At 54.6% G+C, this 21,301-nt stretch carries 21 protein-coding genes; 11 read left to right on the top strand and 10 right to left on the bottom strand.

Annotation, left to right across the window (positions count from 1 at the left end):
- Positions 1-74: 74 nt before the first annotated feature.
- The 3 genes from F3I20_RS04085 to F3I20_RS04075 form a co-directional block, all read right to left on the bottom strand.
- Positions 75-335, bottom strand: coding sequence for a biofilm/acid-resistance regulator YmgB/AriR (locus F3I20_RS04085; RefSeq protein WP_150037738.1), 261 nt, complete (start codon positions 333-335; stop codon positions 75-77).
- A 393-nt stretch (positions 336-728) separates the two neighbouring features.
- Positions 729-1,136, bottom strand: coding sequence for a DUF2000 domain-containing protein (locus tag F3I20_RS04080; protein ID WP_150009793.1), 408 nt, complete (start codon positions 1,134-1,136; stop codon positions 729-731).
- 41 nt (positions 1,137-1,177) lie between these two features.
- A complete protein-coding gene (locus F3I20_RS04075) occupies positions 1,178-2,026 on the bottom strand; it encodes an AraC family transcriptional regulator (RefSeq protein WP_150009791.1) in 849 nt (282 codons plus the stop codon).
- Between the two features lie 145 nt (positions 2,027-2,171).
- On the opposite strand from F3I20_RS04075, the gene F3I20_RS04070 reads away from it, so the two are divergent.
- The 6 genes from F3I20_RS04070 (at position 2,172) to F3I20_RS23845 (ending at position 7,532) form a co-directional block, all read left to right on the top strand.
- Complete coding sequence (locus tag F3I20_RS04070; protein ID WP_013357394.1) at positions 2,172-2,603, top strand: MarR family winged helix-turn-helix transcriptional regulator; 432 nt, start codon at positions 2,172-2,174, stop codon at positions 2,601-2,603.
- 2 nt (positions 2,604-2,605) lie between these two features.
- On the top strand, positions 2,606-4,291 hold the full coding sequence (locus F3I20_RS04065) for an MFS transporter (protein WP_150009789.1): 1,686 nt from the start codon (positions 2,606-2,608) through the stop codon (positions 4,289-4,291).
- On the top strand, positions 4,288-5,382 hold the full coding sequence (locus tag F3I20_RS04060; RefSeq protein ID WP_150009787.1) for an HlyD family secretion protein: 1,095 nt from the start codon (positions 4,288-4,290) through the stop codon (positions 5,380-5,382). The genes F3I20_RS04065 and F3I20_RS04060 overlap by 4 nt, the downstream gene beginning before the upstream one ends.
- Positions 5,382-6,764, top strand: coding sequence for an efflux transporter outer membrane subunit (locus tag F3I20_RS04055; RefSeq protein WP_150009931.1), 1,383 nt, complete (start codon positions 5,382-5,384; stop codon positions 6,762-6,764). Before F3I20_RS04060 ends, F3I20_RS04055 begins: the two co-directional genes overlap by 1 nt.
- Before the next feature lie 410 nt (positions 6,765-7,174).
- Complete coding sequence (locus F3I20_RS23850) at positions 7,175-7,318, top strand: hypothetical protein (RefSeq protein WP_167498268.1); 144 nt, start codon at positions 7,175-7,177, stop codon at positions 7,316-7,318.
- Between the two features lie 40 nt (positions 7,319-7,358).
- A complete protein-coding gene (locus F3I20_RS23845; RefSeq protein WP_190285885.1) occupies positions 7,359-7,532 on the top strand; it encodes a hypothetical protein in 174 nt (57 codons plus the stop codon).
- On the opposite strand, the gene F3I20_RS04045 is transcribed toward F3I20_RS23845, so the two are convergent.
- Positions 7,520-8,683: a beta-glucosidase gene (locus F3I20_RS04045; protein WP_150009783.1), complete on the bottom strand. Its 1,164-nt coding sequence runs from the start codon at positions 8,681-8,683 to the stop codon at positions 7,520-7,522. The genes F3I20_RS23845 and F3I20_RS04045 overlap by 13 nt on opposite strands.
- Positions 8,684-8,838: 155 nt before the next feature.
- On the opposite strand from F3I20_RS04045, the gene F3I20_RS04040 reads away from it, so the two are divergent.
- Complete coding sequence (locus F3I20_RS04040) at positions 8,839-10,299, top strand: phospholipase D family protein (RefSeq protein WP_150037739.1); 1,461 nt, start codon at positions 8,839-8,841, stop codon at positions 10,297-10,299.
- 246 nt (positions 10,300-10,545) lie between these two features.
- Here F3I20_RS04040 and mdoC read toward each other — a convergent pair whose 3' ends face one another.
- Positions 10,546-11,688, bottom strand: a complete 1,143-nt coding sequence (gene mdoC / locus F3I20_RS04035) for a glucans biosynthesis protein MdoC (protein ID WP_150037740.1) — start codon at positions 11,686-11,688, stop codon at positions 10,546-10,548.
- A 268-nt stretch (positions 11,689-11,956) separates the two neighbouring features.
- On the opposite strand from mdoC, the gene F3I20_RS04030 reads away from it, so the two are divergent.
- The 3 genes from F3I20_RS04030 (at position 11,957) to F3I20_RS04020 (ending at position 16,406) form a co-directional block, all read left to right on the top strand.
- Positions 11,957-13,492, top strand: a complete 1,536-nt coding sequence (locus F3I20_RS04030; protein WP_190285891.1) for a glucan biosynthesis protein G — start codon at positions 11,957-11,959, stop codon at positions 13,490-13,492.
- Positions 13,485-16,037, top strand: coding sequence for a glucans biosynthesis glucosyltransferase MdoH (gene mdoH, locus F3I20_RS04025; protein ID WP_150009777.1), 2,553 nt, complete (start codon positions 13,485-13,487; stop codon positions 16,035-16,037). The genes F3I20_RS04030 and mdoH overlap by 8 nt, the downstream gene beginning before the upstream one ends.
- A 156-nt stretch (positions 16,038-16,193) precedes the next feature.
- Positions 16,194-16,406: a YceK/YidQ family lipoprotein gene (locus F3I20_RS04020; protein WP_190285892.1), complete on the top strand. Its 213-nt coding sequence runs from the start codon at positions 16,194-16,196 to the stop codon at positions 16,404-16,406.
- On the opposite strand, the gene F3I20_RS04015 is transcribed toward F3I20_RS04020, so the two are convergent.
- The 3 genes from F3I20_RS04015 to F3I20_RS04005 all read right to left on the bottom strand — a co-directional run bounded on the left by F3I20_RS04015 (position 16,397) and on the right by F3I20_RS04005 (position 18,659).
- Positions 16,397-16,798 carry a MysB family protein gene (locus F3I20_RS04015; RefSeq protein ID WP_013357421.1) on the bottom strand — a complete coding sequence of 134 codons (402 nt, stop codon included), beginning with the start codon at positions 16,796-16,798 and terminating at the stop codon, positions 16,397-16,399. The two genes, F3I20_RS04020 and F3I20_RS04015, sit on opposite strands and share 10 nt — an antisense overlap.
- 130 nt (positions 16,799-16,928) lie before the next feature.
- On the bottom strand, positions 16,929-17,195 hold the full coding sequence (locus F3I20_RS04010) for a hypothetical protein (protein ID WP_033784541.1): 267 nt from the start codon (positions 17,193-17,195) through the stop codon (positions 16,929-16,931).
- Between the two features lie 540 nt (positions 17,196-17,735).
- Entirely contained in the window at positions 17,736-18,659 is a 924-nt protein-coding gene (locus F3I20_RS04005) for a Kdo(2)-lipid IV(A) acyltransferase (protein ID WP_150009773.1), read from the bottom strand.
- A gap of 253 nt (positions 18,660-18,912) precedes the next feature.
- On the opposite strand from F3I20_RS04005, the gene trhO reads away from it, so the two are divergent.
- Complete coding sequence (gene trhO, locus F3I20_RS04000) at positions 18,913-19,962, top strand: oxygen-dependent tRNA uridine(34) hydroxylase TrhO (RefSeq protein ID WP_150009771.1); 1,050 nt, start codon at positions 18,913-18,915, stop codon at positions 19,960-19,962.
- A gap of 39 nt (positions 19,963-20,001) precedes the next feature.
- On the opposite strand, the gene F3I20_RS03995 is transcribed toward trhO, so the two are convergent.
- Together F3I20_RS03995 and F3I20_RS03990 are read right to left on the bottom strand one after the other, a co-directional pair.
- Positions 20,002-20,577, bottom strand: a complete 576-nt coding sequence (locus tag F3I20_RS03995; protein ID WP_098050975.1) for a YceI family protein — start codon at positions 20,575-20,577, stop codon at positions 20,002-20,004.
- Between the two features lies 1 nt (position 20,578).
- Entirely contained in the window at positions 20,579-21,154 is a 576-nt protein-coding gene (locus F3I20_RS03990) for a cytochrome b (RefSeq protein WP_150009767.1), read from the bottom strand.
- Positions 21,155-21,301: the final 147 nt, after the last annotated feature.

Here is a 21,301-nt window from a genome sequence, read left to right as displayed (position 1 = left end):
TGAGGGATAGATAGTACCGGGCGACTGGCGAAGATACCAGAAAAAGGGGAATGACTCCCTCCGTGGAGTCGCGATTACAGTGAAAAATCGTCCGGGGTTTTGTGGACCACCAGGTCAAGCAGCTGCCGGTAGATGTCCAGCATCTCCCTGTCGTTTTCCAGTTCCAGCCGGTGAATAAGCTTCGAGATAATAGCCTTATTATTCACTGGCATACCTGATTGCAGGATCTCTGCAACAAGGATACCCAGCATTTCCATCTCGCTGGCTGGCTTATTGGCGGCAGGATTAAAGTAATCAGCAATTTCCTGATTGGTCCGGGGAAGACTATGTTGCATGTGTAAGCCCTTCAGAACAGCCCGATTCCGGTTCGGATGTCAGGACAAAATCGATCAAAAAAACCATCACATGGACAGATGCGATGGTGCCAGCTACAAAACTGAGCAGATAAAAAATAACCTCTGAAGGTGGAAATCCACTGACACCTTCAGAGGCGACGCAAGTGCATCATTCGTTACAGAGTCGCATGACAACTCATGGCAGTAAACTTATACAATGAAGGGCGATCTGTACAATCCGATCCTTTGATAAAAAGTGCTATTATTCACTTATCAGCAACTTATAAGGATTAATCCGAACCCAAATCTGTACAAATAACCTATACAAGCGATGGGGTCGGCTGATGGAATGGGAGAGGCAAGGGAAACAGCAGTCTGCTTCCTGCTGAAAAACTAACTGAAAAGCGCCAGTTTTGCCGTCAGCTTACGCAGCGCTTTCTTATCACCGACCATAGCAAGTCCAGACAGACGCCACTGCTGACGCGGTTGTTGCCGCAGTACGTCACCCAGCGCCTGATAATCGGTGGTGCTCTGACCCGCTTCGGGAAACAGCACCAGATCACACTCCGCCTGTTCGCACTGTTCACGCAAAATAGTGAGTTGTTCATCAGTGGCCGCCAGAACCGGAATGCCGGTAGTAATGAAACCGGGAGAGGAGCGCTTCTCCGCATCTTCCAGATTGTTACCGACCAGCGCCGGATGACGCTGCCCCAGGGTTAACGCCATTACAGCGGCAGCATTGGTAGCTTTGCCTGGCGGCAGAGCGGCATTGAGTATCATCACACATCGTTTGTTCTGCATTGCGTTTCTCCTGTCTGAAAAAACGCATTGTGGCAAGTGGCTTAACCCAGGTCTGGAAGATTTGTGCAGGCGTGCTGATAACGGGCGGGGGAGAGCTGGCAGGCGCGCTTAAACCAGCGGCCCAGATGACTCTGATCGGCGAAACCCAGCGCAGCGGCGACATCGGCGACAGGCTGGCCCTGCGCCAGCTGGCGTCGTGCCTGGCTCAGTCGCCACTGCACCAGCCAGGCGTGGGGTGGCAACCCCCAGTGTGTCTGAAACAGGCGCGACAGCCGGAAGCGATCTGTCTGCAGATGCTGTGCCATCTGTGCCAGACCAGGATTATCCGCATGATGGGCAATCAGCCAGTCACGCGCCTGCAGCGCCAGCCGGGCATCTCTGTCTATGGACTGTGCGGGCAGTGACCACTGCTGGTGCGGAGTAAGCTGACCGAACAACCGATCCATCGCTGCCTCTTTGATGATGGCAGGATGGTTGTGCCACAGCGCATCAAATGCGTGCCAGACGGCATACGCCAGAGGGCGATCATCGCGCAGCGTGGCGGCAAACCGCAGCTCACGCGGTGAGGGTGCATCAGCCTGCTCAGGGGCGAGGTGGCGGGCAATCTGCTGTGGAGAAAGATAGAGCATCCGGTAGGTGAAACCGCTGTCGTTGATAGCATCCCCATCATGCAGCTCCTCCGGCTCCAGCATAAAGACTGTTCCGGGACGACTCTGATGCTGTTTGCGTCGCGAATGAAACTGCTGTACACCTTGCTCGGTCACGCCAATCAGATAACTATCGTGCCAGTGCGGATCATAGGCGTGACCGGTAAAATGGGCGCGCAGGGCCTCGATACCACTGACGGCGTCGCGGCGCAGATCGACCCAGTTTGCTGATGACTGTTGCATGTTATCTGGCTCCCGGTTGCGGCCTCTGGACATTCTGACGTGATCCACTAATTTTTAACAGACCGGACGCTTTTCAATCGCGTTTCGCTTTGCGTATAATAACGCTTCCACTCAATTAGAAATCTTACTATTAGGCTGCTAACATTTGTCTCAGCATACCCGTACCTTTACCCATTTACTGCATCTGACCGCCCACGCCTGGCGGCTGGCGGTGGATCGTCACCTCAAAGATAGCGGCTTAAGCATGAGCAGCTGGATGGCTATCGGGCTGATTGCCAGCGAACCGCAACGCATGACTCAGACCGAACTGGCGCAGTTGCTGGGACTGGAAGATGCCAGCATGGTGCCGCTGGTGGATCGGCTGGTCAAACAGTCACTGCTGACGCGCGTACAACCGCCGGAAGATCGCCGTAAACGCCACCTGGTGCTGACCGAAAAGGGCAACGAAGCGTTTGCTAAAGTGAAAACCGAGGCTGATGCACTCCGTACTGAAATGCTGGCCGATATCGATCCGCAGGATCTGGCCGTCACCGAACGTGTACTGCAACAACTGCTGAGCCGTATGGGAAGTATGTAGCAGTGGCAAAGCGAAATCCCTACGCTGTCCGCGAGTGGTTGCCGCATGAAAAACCGATGCTGCCGGGTTCGCCCTCGACCCCGCTGCATCCGATGCCAAAACGTCTGGCGTTTGGTCTGATTGGCTTACTGATCTCGTTGACGGGTGCGCTAAGTAACGCGCTGGTCACAGCAAATCTGGTTAATCTGCAGGGCACCTTTGGGGCCTGGTCGAATGAGATTGCCTGGCTGCCTGCGGTCTACGTAATGGGTAATATCTCGATCAACCTGCTGCTGGTGAAGTTCCGTCAGCAGTTTGGCCTGCGCGTCTTTACCGAAGCGTTTCTGGTGCTATATGTGCTGGTGGCGTTCTTTCATCTTTTCGCTAACGACCTCAGCTCGGCAATCGTTGTGCGCACGGCCCACGGCATGGTGGCTGCGGCGCTCAGCTCGCTGGGTATCTACTACCAGGTACAGGCCTGGCCCGCGAAACACAGGCTGAAAGCGCTGGTGATAGGCCTGACGGTCTCGCAGCTGGCTATCCCGCTGGCCCGCTTATTCTCATCGGAATTACTGCAGCTCAACGAGTGGCGCGGTCTCTATCTTTTTGAACTCGGTCTGGCGCTGATTGCGCTCGGTGGGGTTCTGCTGGTGAAACTGCCGCCGGGCGATCGCATCAAAACGTTTGAGAAGATGGACTTCGTCACCTTTATCCTGCTGGCGCCCGGCATGGCGCTGTTGTGCGGTGTACTGACGCTGGGCCGTATTGAGTGGTGGTTTACCACGCCCTGGCTCGGTATCTGTACCGCGATTGCCCTGACACTGATTGTCGCGGCGATCGTCATTGAGCATAACCGGCGCAACCCGCTGATTAATACCCGCTGGCTGAGCAGCGGCATGATGGTGCGGCTGGGCATTGTGATGATCATGATCCGAATTGTACTGGCGGAGCAGAACACCGGTGCGGTCGGCTTTTTGCAGCAGATCGGCCTGCAGAACGATCAGATGCGCGGTCTGGCATTGGCAATCATGGCCGGGGTTATCGTGGGTATCGCTGCCAGTGCGCTGACCATCAAGCCCGCACATCTTAACTGGCCGATTGTCGCCTCGCTGGTGGTGATGATTATCGCCTCGCTGATGGATGCGCAATCCAGTCCGCTGACCCGTGGGCCCGAGATGTATTTCAGCCAGTTTCTGCTGGGCTTCAGCAGCGCATTTTTCATGGCACCCGCCATGCTGATGGGTATTGGCAGCGTGGTCACGCAGCCGAAAAATCTGGTGAGTTTTGTGGTGCTGTTTGGTATGAGTCAGAACCTGGGCGGACTCATCGGCTCGGCGATTCTGGGCACCTTTCAGGTCTGGCGGGAAAAATATCACTCCAGTCTGCTGGGCGATCAGCTCTCACTGCTCGATCCCAATGTTACTGAGCGGCTCAGCCAGTACAATGCGCTGTTTAATTCGCTGGTGGGTGACGATGTTCTGCGCAGCGCGCAGAGCACCAGCCAGTTACAGACGGTTGCCACGCTGCAGGCCAACGTGCTCGCTTATAACGACACCTACCTGTTAACTGCCGCGCTGGCCCTGGTCACGCTGATGTGGGTGATCTGGCGTTTAACCCGACGTCGCTATCTTGACTGGCGTCAGGCGCAATTTAACCTGCGTGAGCAGCAACAGCTGGCCGCGTTACAGGAATCAACGGAGAAACAATGAGTCAGCAGGATGAGCTTCAGGCGGCGGAACGCGAGCGCGCGAATCGCCGCCGTATTCTTTCTATTGCCGCAGGCAGCGGCATTGTGGTGATTGGCGTACTGGTTATTCTCTACGCCTGGCAACTCTGGCCCTTCACCAGCGCCATACAAAGTACCGAAAACGCCTATGTGCGCGGTCAGGTCACCTTTATCAGTCCGCAGGTTAATGGCTATCTCACGTCGGTAGAGGTGATTGACCTGCAGCCGGTGAAAAAAGGGCAGCTGCTGATGACGATTGACGACCGTATCTATCGCCAGCGGGTGCATCAGGCGCAGGCGCAGCTGGCGATGAAGCAGGCGGCACTCAACAATAATCTGCAGCAGCGGCGCAGTGCCGAAGCAACTATCCAGAGCAACAAAGCGGCGCTGGAGAATGCCAAAGCCCAGGCGCTGAAAAGCGGTTTTGATCTGAAGCGTGTTGAAAATCTTACGGCAGATGGATCGCTGTCAGTGCGCGAGCGTGACGCTGCCCGAGCCGCCAATGCCCAGGCCCAGGCCCAGGTGCGTCAGGCTGCCGCACAGATCGCTGTCGCCCGGCAGAACCTGCAAACTGTCATCGTTAACCGTGATGCGCTTGAAGGCGATGTCGGGAGCGCTCGCGCCGCGCTGGAACTGGCTGAGATCGATCTGGCCAATACCCGCATTACCGCGCCCGACGATGGCCAGCTCGGTCAGTTGTCGGTTCGCACCGGTGCCTATGTCACGGCGGGAACGCGCCTGACCTCGGTGGTCCCGAATCACAAATGGATCATCGCGAATCTGAAAGAGACCCAGCTGGCCAATATTCGTCCCGGCCTGCCGGTGACGATTCGGGTCGATGCGCTGGATGGCAAACGCTTCAACGGGCAGGTGGAATTTATCTCACCGGCCGCCGGTTCGGAGTTCAGCGCCATTTCGCCCGATAACGCTACCGGCAACTTCGTTAAAATCGCACAGCGTATTCCGGTTCGCATCCGCATCAACGATCAGGATATGCATCAGTTGCGTCCAGGGATGTCAGTTGAAGTTAACATCGACACCGCCGCTCAGCCCGCTGCTGAGGCCGCGCCATGATGCGACGCGGCTTACTGGTCAGCGCGCTGACGCTGGCACTGACAGGCTGCGCCACGCAGGTTGAAAAGGCACCGGCCTCTCTGCCGATCCCCGAAGCCTGGCGCAACAGTGTCGGGCCAACGGCGGCACCGGAAGCAGAGTGGTGGCGTGCGTTTCATGATGAATATCTCAACCGGCTGGTGACGCAGGCGCTGCGTAATAATCCCGATATTCTCACGGCGCGATCCCGGGTTGATCAGTATCGCGCCCAGCTACGCGCCACGCAGGGCGATAACTTTCCGACCCTGAGCGCCGGGGTTGCTGCGACCCGCGAGCGCACGCTTTCGTCAGTAACGGGCCAGCCGTATGAAACCGATGTTTTCCAGGGCTTATTACAGGCAAACTATGAGGTCGATCTCTGGGGGGCGCGCAGCAGTAGCATTTCGGCCGCACAGGCGACCTTAGCGGCGCAGCAGGCTGCCGCATCTGCGGCCGGGCTGACCATCGCCAGTTCGGTGGCGTCAGGATATCTTAACCTCTGTGCGCTGGATGAGCAGCTGCGGGTGACGGAGGCGACGCTGGCGACGCGCAACAACTCCCTGAAGCTGGCACAGCGTCAGTTTGAAACCGGCTACACCTCCAGACTGGAGTGGATGCAGGCCGCCTCGGAATATCAATCAGCCAGAGCGCAGATGCCGCAGCTGCAGCATCAGATCACCCAGCAGGAGAATGCGCTGAGCATCCTGGTGGGCATGAATCCGCGCAGCATCGCCCGTCGCCAGCAGTTCGACCAGATCTTACCGCAGCAAATGCCGTCACTGCTGCCCTCAGAGCTGCTTAATCGCCGTCCGGACATTGTGCAGGCACAGCGTCAGTTACTGGCCGCAGATGCGAGCCTGGCATCGTCGCGGGCGAAGCTGTTGCCAGGTCTGAACCTCACCGCCACCGGTACCCTGCAGAGTTCGGTGCTGCATCAGCTGGCGGATGACCCGTTCCGGCTGTGGAGCGTGGGTGGCAGCATTCTCGCACCGCTGCTGAACCGTGAAGCGCTGACGGCGCAGGTGGATGTCTCCATGGCGACACGCAATCAGGCACTTTATGGCTACGAAAAAGTGGTGCGCAACGCCTTTTCGGAAGTCAGCGATGCCATTGATGCCATCAGACGGGGTGAGGAACAGCTCCAGGCACTGCAAAAGCAGGAAGCCTATGTAACGGAGGCGCTGCGCATTGCCCGCAATCGCTATCAGAACGGTTACGCCTCGTATCTGGATGAACTGGATGCGCAGCGTACCCTGTTTTCCACCCAGCTCAATCGGGTGACGGTCAAAAATAACCTGCTGCTGGCGCAGATCGACCTCTACCGTGCGCTGGGCGGTGGCTGGACGCCCGCTGCCACACCGTAATTAACCTGGCCGATCCAGCCGCCGCCAGAGTTTTGCAGTTGGGATCGTCTTCTGTGACTTCGTCGGGGCAGGGCGAGATTCATCATCGCTTTAGTCGCTGGACTGCCCGTCTCGATCTGGATATCCAGTTACGACTGGCAGCCCTGGCCGCTCACTCATGTACGCGCGGTTGCCATGATCTGTCGGCAGATGTTTTGAGTATAAAGATTGCCAGCAACCTGCCGGCCAATGACGAAAAGAGTGTAACGATGAAACTCGCTTACTCACGGGGCGACTGGCAGGCTCTGATTCCGGAATGACACGGGCTGGTTTATTTTTCGGACGAAAGAACCGGACGGCAATAAGCCTTTCATTTACACTGTCACCTGCCGCATCACGTCCGGCGACTCCCTATTTTTCACAGGATAGTTATGTCTTTGCCCTTGCCGCCCGACGATCAGGATGAGCCAATTCGCCAGTCACTTGACGATGCGCACTTTGCGATAGTGGTGCTTGCGGTGACCTCGGTAACGCTTATAATCTTTGTGCTGATGATTACGCTCTGGATGAGCTGACGCACACAGGGGCTCCAACGGACTCAATAAGGAGAAGGCGATGGACTCCGGAGATGATAAATTAATCGCAATTATCGGTTTACTGGCTGCCTGCCTGATCGGGGTGACGTTCCTGTTTACGATGGTCTGGCTGACCGACGTTCGTCATCCTGCCGACCCCACGCTCGACGTTCAGTCCTGTCATCCCAAAAAGCTACCGTCTCAGCCTGTCTGATTACGCGTCGCAAACTTAATCTGCTGACTGCGCAACACCAGCGCTAACGCCTCATGCAGGTTTCGGTTGCCATTAGGATCGGCGAGTCCCAGCAGCGGACCTGGCGAACGCCGATCATCTGCCCAGGCGGGATACTCCACCACGGGATAGAGCGAAATACCCTCCACCGCAATGCCCTGATCCAGCGCCACCGCCACGTTCTCACTGACCTCCTGCAGCCAGGGCGCACGCGAGTCACCCTCTGCGCCGGTTTCGGCAATCAGCATCGGGCGCCGGAAGCGCTGCCAGCACTGCGCCAGCAGAATATGCAGCGGCTCGCGCACCGGATCATCCTGTAGCATCGGCTGATCGGGAAAAAACCAGTGGTTGTCGGGATAGTAGTTCAGACCGAGGATATCCAGGCAATCTTCACTGCCGCCTAACTCCTTATCAACGCGGCCAGCCAGCATATCCCAGGCTTCAAACTGCGCCTGATGATGCGCATCGGCATAAGGCTTGCTGTCCGGGTTATCGGGATGATGGGCAATCTGAACCAGCGGGTCGGTCAGCACAAAGCGTGCCTCCGGATAGACTTCACGAATCGCATGAATCGCCGCCAGCGAGGCACGGACCAGCTGGCGCTTCAGCTCTTTACCACGCTGTGCGGCATGAGGATTAAACCAGGCGACATCCGCACCAGCCCATGACCAGAATGAGATTTGATTCACCGGCGTAAAGAAGGGGCGCTCAATGCCCTGGTCGCGCATCAGTTGCGCCATCGCGCGGGCGAACCGGCTAAAATGATCAACAAATTCGGCTTTCCAGATATTAAGATGATCGGGATAACCGAAGTGCGCCAGCTCCCAGATAATCTCCATCTGCTGACGTCGTGCGGCATCAACCATGGGCAGAAAGCTCTGCCAGTCATAATGACCTGGAATCTTTTCAATCAGATGCCAGCGCGCACCGTCGCGGGCGGTGAGCAGATGCTGCTCAGCCAGTGCGGCATAATCTTTTTCCAGCAGCATATCGTGTCCGCTGCTGATCACCATATCCAGCCGTTTCCCTGGCGTACGGCAGGCGGTGGAGCAGGGGAAACTGCCCTGGAAAAAGCTGCGAAACAGGCTGGGATGGTAGCGCTGGCGGGCATCTGTAAGGGATTGATGGGACATATTCCTCTCCTGCCGGACAAATGCCGGTCACAGATCGTCCGGTTAAGTCTAGACTAAAAAACGCCCATGACCGCTCACTCAATCGGCGCAGAGGTATGGCGTCAGACGCCGTGCCGGGGAATAATAAAAATAACTGCACTTTACAGGGAATTTTCATGACCGAAGCGTTTGAGCTCTCGCAGCCATCAGAACAGACCAGCTGGCTGGAAACACGGCTGGAGCCTCAGTGTCAGCGCCACCCAGGGCTGAGCGGTGTCCATCAGTTGAGCGATGGGCTGGATGCCTTTGCTGCCCGTTATCTGCTGATGCAGAAAGCGGAGTGTTCACTCGATATTCAGTATTACATCTGGCAAAACGATCTCTCGGGCCGACTGCTGTTCAGCGCCGTACTGGAGGCAGCCCGACGCGGCGTGAAGGTACGGCTGTTGCTGGATGATAATAATACGCCGGGCCTGGACGATACGCTGGCCCAGCTTAATCGCCATCCCAATATTGAGGTCCGGCTGTTTAATCCATTCTCATTTCGCACCCTGCGAGCACTGGGCTATCTCACCGATTTTGCCCGTCTGAACCGCCGCATGCATAACAAAAGCTTTACGGTGGATGGCGTGACGACCGTAGTCGGCGGCCGCAATGTCGGCGACGAATATTTCGGCACCGGTAATGAACCGCTGTTTGCCGATCTCGACGTGATGGCGATAGGCCCGGTAGTGAAAGAGGTTGCAGAGGATTTTGAACGCTACTGGCATAGTAAGCCGGTATCCCCGCTGCAGAAGGTGCTGGATGATGAGACGCCGGAAGAGGACAGTGTGAGTCTGCCAGCAGAATGGCGTCACAGTGAGCCGGTACAGCGCTATCTGCAGCGGCTGGAAAATTCATCGCTGCTGCAGGAGCTGGAAGAGGGTACGCTGGCGCTGACCTGGGCAAAAGCGCGCCTGCTGAGTGACGATCCGCGTAAAGGGCTGGGTAAAGCGCGCGCCAGAAGCCTGCTGCCGCAGCGGATGCTGGAGGTGATTGGCACGCCGCAGGAGCAGTTCGACATCATCTCTGCCTACTTTGTACCAACCCGCGCAGGCGTCGCCCAGTTGCTGGCGCTGAAGCGCAAAAGGGTGAAAATTGCCATTCTGACCAACTCGCTGGCAGCCAACGATGTGTCGATTGTTCATGCCGGGTACGCCAAATGGCGTAAAAAGTTGCTGCGCCACGGCATTGCGCTCTATGAACTGAAACCGCAGGCGGGCGTCCCTGAAGCCCCGCACGACCGGGGATTAACCGGTAACTCTGGCTCCAGCCTGCATGCGAAAACCTTTTCGGTGGATCAACAGACGCTGTTTATCGGCTCGTTTAACTTCGATCCCCGTTCAGCGGTGCTGAATACCGAGATGGGACTGGTTATCGAGAGTGCGGCGCTGGCCGGAGAAACGCATCAGCGCTTCAGCCAGTCGATGCGTGATCGGGCATGGACGCTGCGGCTGGATAAATGGGGAAGAGTCAACTGGCTGGAGTATCCCGATGAGCCGCAACAGATCGTGCATAAACACGAGCCGGGCTGCTCCTGGTGGCAACGGCTGCAGGTGCGGTTAGTGTGGCGACTGCCGATTGAGTGGCTGCTTTAAGATCCAGGATGGACCCTGCGCGGGCTCAGGGAGCATACGCCCTTCGCAAAGACGCAAAACCCGCCATCCCTGGCGGGCTCAGCGCGGGCGATTACGCACCTCATCCCTGAGGTGCGCCCGTTGCCGGGCCAACGCGTTGCGTTGTTCAAAAACGCTCCCGGCGTTTTTGTCCATGGCCCGCTATGCTTTGCTACTGGCGTTTGCTCCCATCGCTTTAAGTTTTTGTGCTGTCTGTATATAACACCATCAATGCCCTTGTCCGACCTGTTTGCGCTCAAACTTCCCTGAGAACAGGAAGCGCAGCAGTGGAATGCGCAGGTGGATCTCATACAGCAGAAAGGCGATGCCAAACACCATCAGCAGGCCAACGAAGAAGCCCAGCGTGTTGTTTTCGATGCGCGGCGTGACATAAATGCCATACAGCAGCGTCAGCGGATGATGCACCAGATAGATAAACAGCGACGCATTAACCAGATACATAATGCGTGGTGAATGGGCATTCAACAGCTTATGACCAAAGCAGAAGCAGACATTAAGCATGCAGAGCCCCATCAGCGTGGTAATCAGCGCATCCAGCTCATACAGCCAGCCATCACCACTGCTCATACGCTGGTTTGTGCAGTAAGCGACAAACATCAGCACTGCACCTATCCACATCACCGGATTAAACCGCACAAACAGCGCTTTCAGCGGCGGATGCTTCCACGCCAGTGCGCCCAGCATAAAGAAGGGCAGGTAGAAGAGCGTCTGCATCACGATGATATTGAACAGACCATCCATCAGCCAGGCGGGCTGGAAGATAAACACCAGACGGCGGAACACACACCAGAGCAGGGCCCAGGCCAGTACACCCACCGTCAGCGTACCCCAGCCGACCCGCGTGTAGTCTATGGCGCGGTGCTGGTCGCGCAGCCAGCGAAACGTCACCATACCCAGCGTGGTCAGCATCACCAGCACCACCAGAAACCACAGGTGCGAAATCAGCTCCCACATCAGGTTATTAAACTTCTGATAGGGGGTGAAGCGGGGCCAGTCTGCCAGCTTATCTGTCCAGGCTTTCAGCATGAAAAATTGCGGCAGCGTAATCAGCGGCACGGCGGTGAGCATGGGGATCCCGACACGCTCCAGACGCACCTTCAGGAAACGACGCGGCTGATAGCGCAGATACAGCATGTAGGAGAAGTAACCCGAGATGACAAAAAAGACCTGCATACGAAACGCATGAATAAAATCATTCAGCAGCGTCAGCCATACCGAGGCCTCCTGGCTGTTTACTGCCCATTTCTGTGCTGAGTAGATGAGGGAAACGTGAAACGGCACCCCCAGTAACATCAGATATGCGCGGATGGAGTCGAGGAAGTATTCACGTTCAGGTTTTACAGTACTCATAAAGTTCCAGTTCGTTAGTACGTTTGGCCAGTTTCACCCTGAAACCGGATTATGCTCGGGCAAAATTCTACCTGGGATAAACCGGGTATACTATCAGTGGAATCCGTAGTGTCTAATTGTCCTAAAAGTAGCGTTAAGCCTGACTAAATGCGGGAACAATGTTGCGCATAAGCTGTCGGAAAACCGAATAATCCTTTAAGATAAACGGGTTTGATTTAAGCACACGAAAGGGGGGGATGTGCTGACTAAAGAAAAAAATAAAGCCGGACTGATGAAGGTACGCTGGATTGGTACTGCAGTTCTGCTGGCGTTGTACGCTAATAACAGTTGGGCGTTTAATATCGATGATGTTGCAAAACAAGCCAAAGCGTTGGCAGGGAAAAGCTTCGAAGCGCCTAAAAGCAATTTACCCTCTCAATTTCGTGAAATGAAATTTGCTGATTATCAGCAGATCCAGTTTAACCACGATAAAGCGTATTGGGGCAAACTGCGCACGCCATTCAAGCTGGAGTTCTATCATCAGGGCATGTACTTCGATACCCCGGTGCAGATTAACGAAGTGACCGCCAGCGCGGTGCGCGAGATTAAATACAACCCCGATTATTTTAATTTCGGTAATGTAAAACATGACGCGGATGCGGTGAAAAACCTCGGTTTTGCCGGTTTCAAAGTCCTTTATCCCCTGAACAACAAGGGTAAAAACGATGAGATCGCCAGCTTCCTGGGTGCCAGCTACTTCCGGGTGATCGGTGCCGGTCAGGTTTATGGCCTGTCGGCGCGTGGACTTGCCATCGATACGGCGCTGCCGTCTGGTGAAGAGTTCCCGCGTTTCAAAGAGTTCTGGATTCAGCGTCCGAAACCACAGGACAAACAGCTGGTGATCTATGCACTGCTCGATTCGCCGCGCGCGGCGGGTGCGTATCGCTTTGTGCTGCATCCGGGTGAGGCGTCAACCGTTGATGTGCAGTCAAAAGTCTACCTGCGTGATAACGTTGGCAAACTGGGTATTGCGCCGCTGACCAGTATGTTCCTGTTCGGGCAGAACCAGCCATCTACGGTGAACAACTTCCGTCCGGCTCTGCACGACTCTGACGGTCTCTCAATCCACAATGGCAACGGGGAGTGGATTTGGCGTCCGCTGAATAACCCGCGTCATCTGGCGGTGAGCACCTATACTATCGAGAATCCAAAAGGCTTTGGTCTGCTGCAGCGCGGGCGTGACTTTAACAACTATCAGGATCTTGATGACCGCTATGATCTGCGTCCAAGCGGCTGGGTTGAGCCAATCGGCGACTGGGGTAAAGGCCGGGTCGAACTGGTTGAAATCCCGACGGCCGACGAAACCAACGACAACATCGTTGCGTTCTGGACGCCAGAGACGCTGCCAGAGCCTGGCAAAGAGATGAACTTCAAATATCGTCTGCACTTCTCACGCGATGAAAACCAGCTGCACTCCGACGATACGGCCTGGGTCAAAAACACCCTCCGTTCAGCGGGTGACGTGAAGCAGTCTAATCTCGTGCGTCAGCCGGATGGCACCGTGGCTTTCACCATCGACTTCGTGGGTAAAGACATGAGTAAGATGGCGGAAAACAGCCAGGTGGCACCGCAGGTCAGCGTCGGCAAAAATGCTGATGTGGTCGAGCAGAGCGTACGTTATAACCCGGTCACCAAAGGCTGGCGTCTGGTGTTGCGTCTGCGTGTAAAAGATGCCAAACAGTCCACCGAAATGCGTGCGGCCCTGGTAAGCGGCGACAAGACATTGACGGAAACCTGGAGCTATCAGTTACCTGCCAATGAATAAATCCACTTTTACACCTCAACGTTATGTGGAATCTCTGCCGCTGGATGCGGCAGGGAAGGCCCGCCTGAGCGTCTCATTGCAGAATGCCGGCGAGTTCCACTTCATCCATGATGCGCTGGGCAGGGATGTCGCAGCCAGTGATCGCCCCGACGATGCGCCGTTAAAATCGGTCTCATCGCGGGTCGAAATGGCCTGGCCCGATTCGCTGGCCGACGGCCAGCAGTTGGGTAAAGATTATCTTGACCGTACCACGCTGAAAGCGATGCCGAAGGTTAAACGCTCACTGATGTTCCCGGAAGCCTGGCGTACCAACCCGGTTGCCCGTGCCTGGGACTCACTGCGTGGTCACAAATCGGTGCCGCGTTATGCCAATGCGGAAGAGCAGCGTGCTGAAGAGAAGTGGCGTCATGTCGGTTCGATTCGCCGCTACATCCTGCTGATCCTGACCCTTTTCCAGACCGTGGTTGCCACCTGGTACATGAAAAGCATTCTGCCCTATCAGGGCTGGACGCTGCTGGACCCGATGGAGATGATCAACCAGAACTGGCAGCAGTCAGTGATGCAGATCCTGCCGTATGTGCTGCAGACCGGCATCCTGTTCCTGTTTGCCATTCTGTTCTGCTGGGTGTCAGCCGGTTTCTGGACCGCCCTGATGGGCTTCCTGCAGCTGCTGATCGGGCGCGATAAATACAGCATCTCCTACTCCACAGTCGGGGATGAGCCGCTGAATCCGGCGCATCGCACCGCGCTGATTATGCCGATCTGTAATGAAGACGTAGAGCGTGTTTACGCCGGTCTGCGTGCGACCTGGGAGTCTGTGGTTCGCACCGGTAACGCAGAGCACTTTGACGTCTACATCCTCAGTGACAGCTACGATGCGGATATCGCCGTTGCCGAACAGAAAGCCTGGATGGAACTGGTCCGTGACGTCGGCGGGGCAGGCAAGATCTTCTATCGCCGTCGCCGTCGTCGTGTGAAGCGTAAAAGCGGTAACATTGATGACTTCTGCCGTCGCTGGGGCAGCAACTACAGCTACATGGTGGTGCTGGATGCCGATAGCGTCATGAGCGGTGAGTGTCTCACCGGTCTGGTACGCATGATGGATGCGAATCCGAATGCCGGTATCATCCAGTCGTCGCCGAAAGCCTCGGGTATGGATACGCTTTATGCGCGCTGTCAGCAGTTCGCAACCCGCGTCTACGGTCCGTTATTTACTGCTGGTCTGCACTTCTGGCAGTTGGGCGAGTCTCACTACTGGGGTCACAACGCCATTATCCGCGTGAAACCCTTTATTGAGCACTGCGCGCTGGCCCCGTTACCGGGTGAAGGCTCCTTTGCCGGTTCAATCATGTCGCATGACTTCGTTGAAGCCGCGCTGATGCGTCGTGCCGGCTGGGGCGTCTGGATTGCCTATGACCTGCCGGGTTCCTATGAAGAGCTGCCACCGAACCTGCTGGATGAGCTGAAGCGTGATCGCCGCTGGTGTCACGGCAACCTGATGAACTTCCGCCTGTTCCTGGTAAAAGGGATGCACCCGGTTCACCGTGCGGTGTTCCTGACCGGTGTCATGTCTTACCTGTCGGCTCCGCTGTGGTTCATGTTCCTGGCGCTCTCCACTGCCTTACAGGTGGTGCATACGCTGATGGAACCGACCTACTTCCTGCAACCCAGGCAGCTGTTCCCGGTCTGGCCACAGTGGCGTCCCGAGCTGGCCATAGCGCTCTTCTCGACCACGATGGTGCTTCTGTTCCTGCCGAAGATGCTGAGTGTGGTGCTGATCTGGTTTAAAGGCTCTAAGGCCTACGGTGGTCCACTGCGTCTGCTGGCATCACTGGTGCTGGAAACGCTGTTCTCGGTGCTACTGGCACCGGTGCGCATGCTGTTCCACACGGTGTTTGTGGCCAGTGCTTTCCTTGGCTGGGAAGTCGTCTGGAACTCTCCACAGCGTGATGACGATGCGACGCCGTGGAGCGAAGCGTTTAAACGTCACGGTTCACAGATGGCATTGGGCCTGGTATGGGCAATTGGTATGGGACTGCTGGATCTTAACTTCCTGTGGTGGCTGGCACCGATTGTCTTCTCACTGATCCTGTCGCCGTTTGTCTCGGTCATGTCGAGCCGCGCAACATTGGGCCTCAAAAGCAAGCGAGCGAAGCTGTTCCTGATCCCGGAAGAGTACTCGCCGCCGCAGGAACTGGTGGATACCGACCGCTACGTGCTGCTGAACCGCGAACGCGCGCTGGAAAATGGCTTTATGCATGCCCTGTTCCATCCCGCCTTTAACGCGCTGGCAACGGCACTGGCGACATCACGTCATAAGCAGAGTCAGTTACTGGACTATGCCCGCGATCGCCGTGTCGATCAGGCGCTGAGCGATGCTCCGGATAAACTGGGTCGCGAGCAGCGTTTGCAGTTGATCAGCGATCCGGTGGTGCTGGCCCGTGTTCATACCCGACTGTGGGAAAATGCGGACAAGTATCATCAGTGGGTAGAGAGTTATCAGAAACTCACGCTTAACCCTCACGCGCTGGCAAAAAACGCGTAATCTGAAAAAGCGGCAGCGATGCCGCTTTTTTTATCGGATTAAAACAGCATCAGGATGATAAATTGAGTGCTGGCGTCATCGCAGGCAGCGTGTGACGATTTAAACGGTTAATCAGGGCGGATATCAGTGGTGAAAGGGTTATTTAAGGCAGGCGTTATCATTGCGGCTGTGCTCTGTTTAAGCGGATGCGGCAGTATTATCAGCCGTACCGTGCCCGGACAGGGGCACGGTAATCAGTATTATCCCGGCGTGCAGTGGGATGTGCGTGACAGCGGGTGGCGGGTTCTGACCATCCTTGATCTGCCGCTGTCACTGGTGGTGGACACCCTGTTATTACCGGTGGATGCCAGTCACGGTCCTTACGAATAACTGCGATCGGAGTCGCTGTTATCATCCTCCCACTCTTGTGCCGCAGCTTCACCCTCTTCGGTGTCAAGCGGCGGCTCCAGCTGGAATTCGCCATCATCCCACTCATGCAGCGTATTTTCCGCTAACCACTCCTGACGCAGCTCCACTTCATCAAAGTCAGCATCAAAAATAGCCTGTGCGCCTTCGCCACTGCGGAAAGGCAGACATTCACCCGCATCACCTTCATCTGCCAGGAACTCAGCCTGCCACATGATATCGCCATCCTGCATCACATATTTCTGCAGACCAAACTGACCGATCGAAGCTTCTTCTTCATCCACTTCAGGGTTGTTAGCGAGGAACTCCTCACGTGCAGCATCAATCGCTTCCTCTAACGTACTGTACATGCTCATCGCTCTTCTCCTTACGGGTTCATTAACTACGGATTATTTTGATTTCAGTGAAGGATAGACGAAATCTGAGGGAGGGAAAGGGCAGGGCGTTGCAACTGGCGGGAAATAAGCCATTTTCCGCCAGCCTGGGTCAAATCATCTTTTGTGGAAAGTGCAGGACGGGTTGAACAGACTCATGAATCACCGGTGCGGAGTAGCGGATACAACATTTTATACAGGGCTTCACTTTCTTAAAATTAATTCTGGCGATCGAAAGTGCCTGGCTCAGATTATATAAGGTGCCGATAAATATCAGCTCTTCTTTATCTGGCAGGCGTTTGCACCCTTTTCGATGGAGAAAATGATAATTATCCTGATCGGTGCCGATAGTAACGTAATAGTAGAGACCTTTGTTCATATCATCTGTCCCGTTAGAGGTTGCTGTGTATTGTCTTTTTTATAGTTTTAGCCAGGTCTATTAAAGGTCTGACTGTTACAAATGAAATTACCGATAAGCACAAACGACTTCAAATTCCATAACGATCTATCAGTACGTTAAAAAAATAAAAAATGGAATATAAGCCAGATTAACTGACTAATCGTTTGTAAAATAAGTTAATTTTTGTTGATTCATAAGCGCAGGGATATCATTAAGGTCGGCTAAATAGGATTAGGCCTGGAAGACGGAATAAATAGCGCCAGATAAAATTAAACAGAGATCGCTGCAATATTAATTAATAAAAAGCTAAAGTGAGCATGCAGCGCTTTGCGGTGAATTAATTGGTTAGCGAGTTTAACGGTAATCAGAAAGAAATTATATTCCGGTTAGAGTCCCATACTCATCGCTGGCTCTGAAATATGGCTGAAAGGATTCTTCTGTGCTGAGTAACTGATTTATTTAGCAGGATGTCGGGTCAGAAACGCGCTAAATGCCCGGCGGACATTTAGCGCGCACTGATTAATAACGTGAAGGCTCGCCTTCAGGGCGTGTTTTAAAGCGGCGGTGGAGCCACATGTACTGTTCGGGAGCCAACAGGACGCCCTCTTCGACCACTTTATTCATCCTGGCGGCGGTCACTTCATCGCTTTCCAGCGTAAATTCGGCGCTGATGTCAGGCAGTATCATCAGTTCATAACCCCGGCCGTCGGGCAGACGACGCGGCACAAAGGGGATAACCGCCGGTTTACCGGTGCGGATCAGCAGATGAGTGCCCACCGTCGTGGCTGCTTTTTCTACAGCGAAAAAGGGCACAAAGACGCTGCTACGCGGGCCATAATCATGATCGGGTGCGTACCAGATGATGTCACCGTGCTTCAGTGCGCGGATCATGCCTTTAAGATCTTTACGGTCGATCATGCTTTTATTTGACCGCATCCGACCTTTTACCTGCAGCCAGTCGATCAGTTTATTGTCATTGGGGCGGTAGACACCAATGCCAGGATTATGGATGCCAAACATGCGTGCACCAATCTCCAGCGTCAGAAAGTGCATGCCGATGAGCAGCACGCCACGCTGACTATCTCGCGCCTGCTGGATATGCTCCAGACCCGAAGGCTTATGCCATTTGTTGATGCGCCAGTCTGGCCAGAACCACGCCATACCGGTCTCAATCAACCCCATGCCGACTGATTCAAAATTGTGCTTAACCATCGCTTCGCGTTCGTTAACCGGCATATCAGGGAATGTTAATTCCAGATTACGTCGGGCGATACTGACGCGTCGCGTCATAAAACGCATCCCAATACGACCAATATTGCAGCCGAGCACATAAAGCAGGGGATAAGGAAGTAGCACTAAAAGATAAAGAGAAGCGACACCCAGCCAGGTCAGCCAATAGCGCGGGTGAAGCAGTTCTCGTGAAAACTGAGGCAACTGAGTCATGTGAAGATTAATTTTCCTGCGTCGCGCACCATGCAGTGCTGATATCTCATTGATTTACGACATTGTGCCAGTTTTTATCGTGCGTATAAATATCACTGACAGAACAGGCTACTGCAGGCTGCTGTTAAATAGTCAGATAGTGCCGGAAAAAACAGCAACCCGTGCCTGATTCCGAGACTGGTCTTTGCATCCCGGTGAAATCAGGTATCATGTGCCCGCTAAATTTCTCCTATTGATAACAGGAAAGAACACCATGCCAGTGTTACATAACCTCGTTTCCAATAAAGAGCTGAAGGCGCGCATGCTGGCTGAAACTGAGCCGCGTACCACAGTCTCTTTTTATAAATATTTCCAGATTGCCGACCCTAAAGCATTCCGCGATGCGCTCTACCTTGGCCTGACGTCACTCAAGGTCTTTGGCCGCGTCTATGTCGCGCACGAAGGTATTAATGCACAGATCAGCGTGCCCGCCAGCCAGTATGAAAAGATGAAAGAGTGGCTGTATGGCTTTGATCCGGCGCTGAACAACCTGCGAATGAATATTGCGCTGGATGATGATGGAAAATCATTCTGGGTATTGCGCCTTAAAGTGCGCGATCGCATTGTCGCGGATGGTATCGATGACGCCAGTTTTGATGCCAGCGACGTGGGTCAGTATCTTAAAGCGGCAGAAGTTAACGCCATGCTGGACGATCCTGACGCCCTGTTCGTTGACATGCGTAACCACTACGAATATGAAGTGGGCCGCTTCGATAATGCGCTGGAAGTACCTGCTGATACCTTCCGCGATCAGCTGCCGATGGCGGTTGATATGTTGCAGGATCAGAAAGACAAAAAGATCGTCATGTACTGCACCGGCGGGATCCGCTGTGAAAAGGCGAGCGCCTGGATGCGGCATAACGGCTTCGAGGATGTTTACCACATTGAAGGCGGCATCATCGAGTATGCCCGACGCGCCCGTGAACAGGGACTACCGGTTCGCTTCAAAGGCAAAAACTTTGTGTTTGATGAGCGGATGGGTGAGCGGATCTCTGACGACGTGCTGTCGAACTGTCATCAGTGCGGCGAACCCTGTGATACCCATGTCAATTGCGTGAATGACGGCTGTCATCTGCTGTTTATCCAGTGCAAAAGCTGCGCAGAGAAATTTGAGAACTGCTGTAGTCCGATCTGTCAGGAAGAAGCGAAACTCTCACCGGAGGAGCAGCGCGCTCGTCGGGCGGGACGTGAGAATGGCAACAAGATCTTTAACAAGTCGCGTGGCCTGTTAAACATGACCATTCCGTCGCCAGTGAAGAAATAAGCGTGGCCGCCTGAAGTCAGCTTCAGGCGGCTTGCTGTTTTACTGGCGCACACCTTCAACCGAGATCATCAGCTCCACCTTTTGCGAAGCTGGCCCCAGATCTTTGGTAATGTTAAAATCTTTCAGTGTAATTTCTCCCTCGGCTTCAAAACCAGCGCGGTAGCCGCCCCACGGGTCTTTGCCTTCACCCAGCATTTTTGCCTCCAGCGTCACCGGTTTAGTCACGCCATTCAGCGTGAGATCGCCGGTAATCTTCAGCTCATCACCCTCTTTCTTCACTGCTGTGGATTTGAACGTTGCCTGTGGGTTTTTGCTGCTGTTCAGGAAGTCAGCGCTACGCAGGTGCTTGTCACGCTCTGCATGATTGGTGTCAACGCTGCTGGTGTTGATGGTCACGTCAACTTTATCTGCGGCCGGGTTCTTCTCATCGAAGGTAAAGCTGCCGTCAAAATCTTTGAAGGTGCCATAGAGCCAGCTGTAACCGAGATGCTGAATGCGGAATTGAATAAAGGCGTGCTGGCCCTCTTTATCAATCTTATAGTCTGCGGCACCGGCAGTCATTGAGCCGAGCAGCAGGCTGGCACCGGTCATCGCCAGCAAGGTCTTCTTAAACATATTATTTATCCTTTTCAGAGGGTAAGGGGAGACGGAAACCTGACATCCGTTTTAGGGTGATATCGCGATCAATAACGTGATGCTTTAGCGCAGCCAGACCATGCAGTCCCGACAGGACCACAACCGTCCAGGCCAGCCAGAGATGAATGTCGCCTGCCAGGTCTGCCTGTTCGCCTGCGCCGCTGAACAGCGCGGGCAGCGTAAACCAGTTAAATACAGCGATGGGTTTGCCATCGGCGGTAGAGATGAGATAGCCACTGATCAGAATGGCCAGCAGCAGGGTATAAAGGAGCAGGTGCGCCACGACTGAACTGAGGCGCACCAGCGGGGAATAGCTGCTCAGCGGCTTTGGCGGCGGTGAAATAACGCGCCACAGCAGGCGAATAATCAGCGTCAGCATCAGAATGACGCCAATACTTTTATGGATTTCCGGCGCGTCGTGATACCAACTGTCATAGTAGCCCAGGCCAACCATCCAGAGTCCCAGCGCAAACATGGCATAAATCGCCAGCGCCATTGACCAGTGCAATAGCACAGCAACCAGTCCAAACTGATGAGGTGTATTACGTAATAACATAATGTGGATTTCATGGTGACATAATCTGAAATAAGCATCCACATTATGAAATATAAAAGCAATCGTCCTTACGCTTCTATAAATTTTAATTTCCGGGATGAAAAGGTTGAATAAAACTATGGCGAAATGACCAATATTACTGAATGA

Origin of the sequence: Candidatus Pantoea gossypiicola, from assembly GCF_008632075.1 — a bacterium.
Classification (GTDB): Bacteria; Pseudomonadota; Gammaproteobacteria; order Enterobacterales; family Enterobacteriaceae; genus Pantoea; species Pantoea gossypiicola.
This window is presented reverse-complemented; position numbering and strand designations above follow the sequence as displayed.

Excerpts from the sequence above, each read along its gene's own strand:
- F3I20_RS04085 (WP_150037738.1), bottom strand. The coding sequence starts at position 335 with ATGCAACATAGTCTTCCCCGGACCAATCAGGAAATTGCTGATTACTTT.
- F3I20_RS04080 (WP_150009793.1), bottom strand. The coding sequence starts at position 1,136 with ATGCAGAACAAACGATGTGTGATGATACTCAATGCCGCTCTGCCGCCA.
- F3I20_RS04075 (WP_150009791.1), bottom strand. The coding sequence starts at position 2,026 with ATGCAACAGTCATCAGCAAACTGGGTCGATCTGCGCCGCGACGCCGTC.
- F3I20_RS04060 (WP_150009787.1), top strand. The coding sequence starts at position 4,288 with ATGAGTCAGCAGGATGAGCTTCAGGCGGCGGAACGCGAGCGCGCGAAT.
- F3I20_RS04055 (WP_150009931.1), top strand. The coding sequence starts at position 5,382 with ATGCGACGCGGCTTACTGGTCAGCGCGCTGACGCTGGCACTGACAGGC.
- F3I20_RS23850 (WP_167498268.1), top strand. The coding sequence starts at position 7,175 with ATGTCTTTGCCCTTGCCGCCCGACGATCAGGATGAGCCAATTCGCCAG.
- F3I20_RS23845 (WP_190285885.1), top strand. The coding sequence starts at position 7,359 with ATGGACTCCGGAGATGATAAATTAATCGCAATTATCGGTTTACTGGCT.
- F3I20_RS04045 (WP_150009783.1), bottom strand. The coding sequence starts at position 8,683 with ATGTCCCATCAATCCCTTACAGATGCCCGCCAGCGCTACCATCCCAGC.
- F3I20_RS04040 (WP_150037739.1), top strand. The coding sequence starts at position 8,839 with ATGACCGAAGCGTTTGAGCTCTCGCAGCCATCAGAACAGACCAGCTGG.
- mdoC (WP_150037740.1), bottom strand. The coding sequence starts at position 11,688 with ATGAGTACTGTAAAACCTGAACGTGAATACTTCCTCGACTCCATCCGC.
- mdoH (WP_150009777.1), top strand. The coding sequence starts at position 13,485 with ATGAATAAATCCACTTTTACACCTCAACGTTATGTGGAATCTCTGCCG.
- F3I20_RS04015 (WP_013357421.1), bottom strand. The coding sequence starts at position 16,798 with ATGAGCATGTACAGTACGTTAGAGGAAGCGATTGATGCTGCACGTGAG.
- F3I20_RS04010 (WP_033784541.1), bottom strand. The coding sequence starts at position 17,195 with ATGAACAAAGGTCTCTACTATTACGTTACTATCGGCACCGATCAGGAT.
- F3I20_RS04005 (WP_150009773.1), bottom strand. The coding sequence starts at position 18,659 with ATGACTCAGTTGCCTCAGTTTTCACGAGAACTGCTTCACCCGCGCTAT.
- trhO (WP_150009771.1), top strand. The coding sequence starts at position 18,913 with ATGCCAGTGTTACATAACCTCGTTTCCAATAAAGAGCTGAAGGCGCGC.
- F3I20_RS03995 (WP_098050975.1), bottom strand. The coding sequence starts at position 20,577 with ATGTTTAAGAAGACCTTGCTGGCGATGACCGGTGCCAGCCTGCTGCTC.
- F3I20_RS03990 (WP_150009767.1), bottom strand. The coding sequence starts at position 21,154 with ATGTTATTACGTAATACACCTCATCAGTTTGGACTGGTTGCTGTGCTA.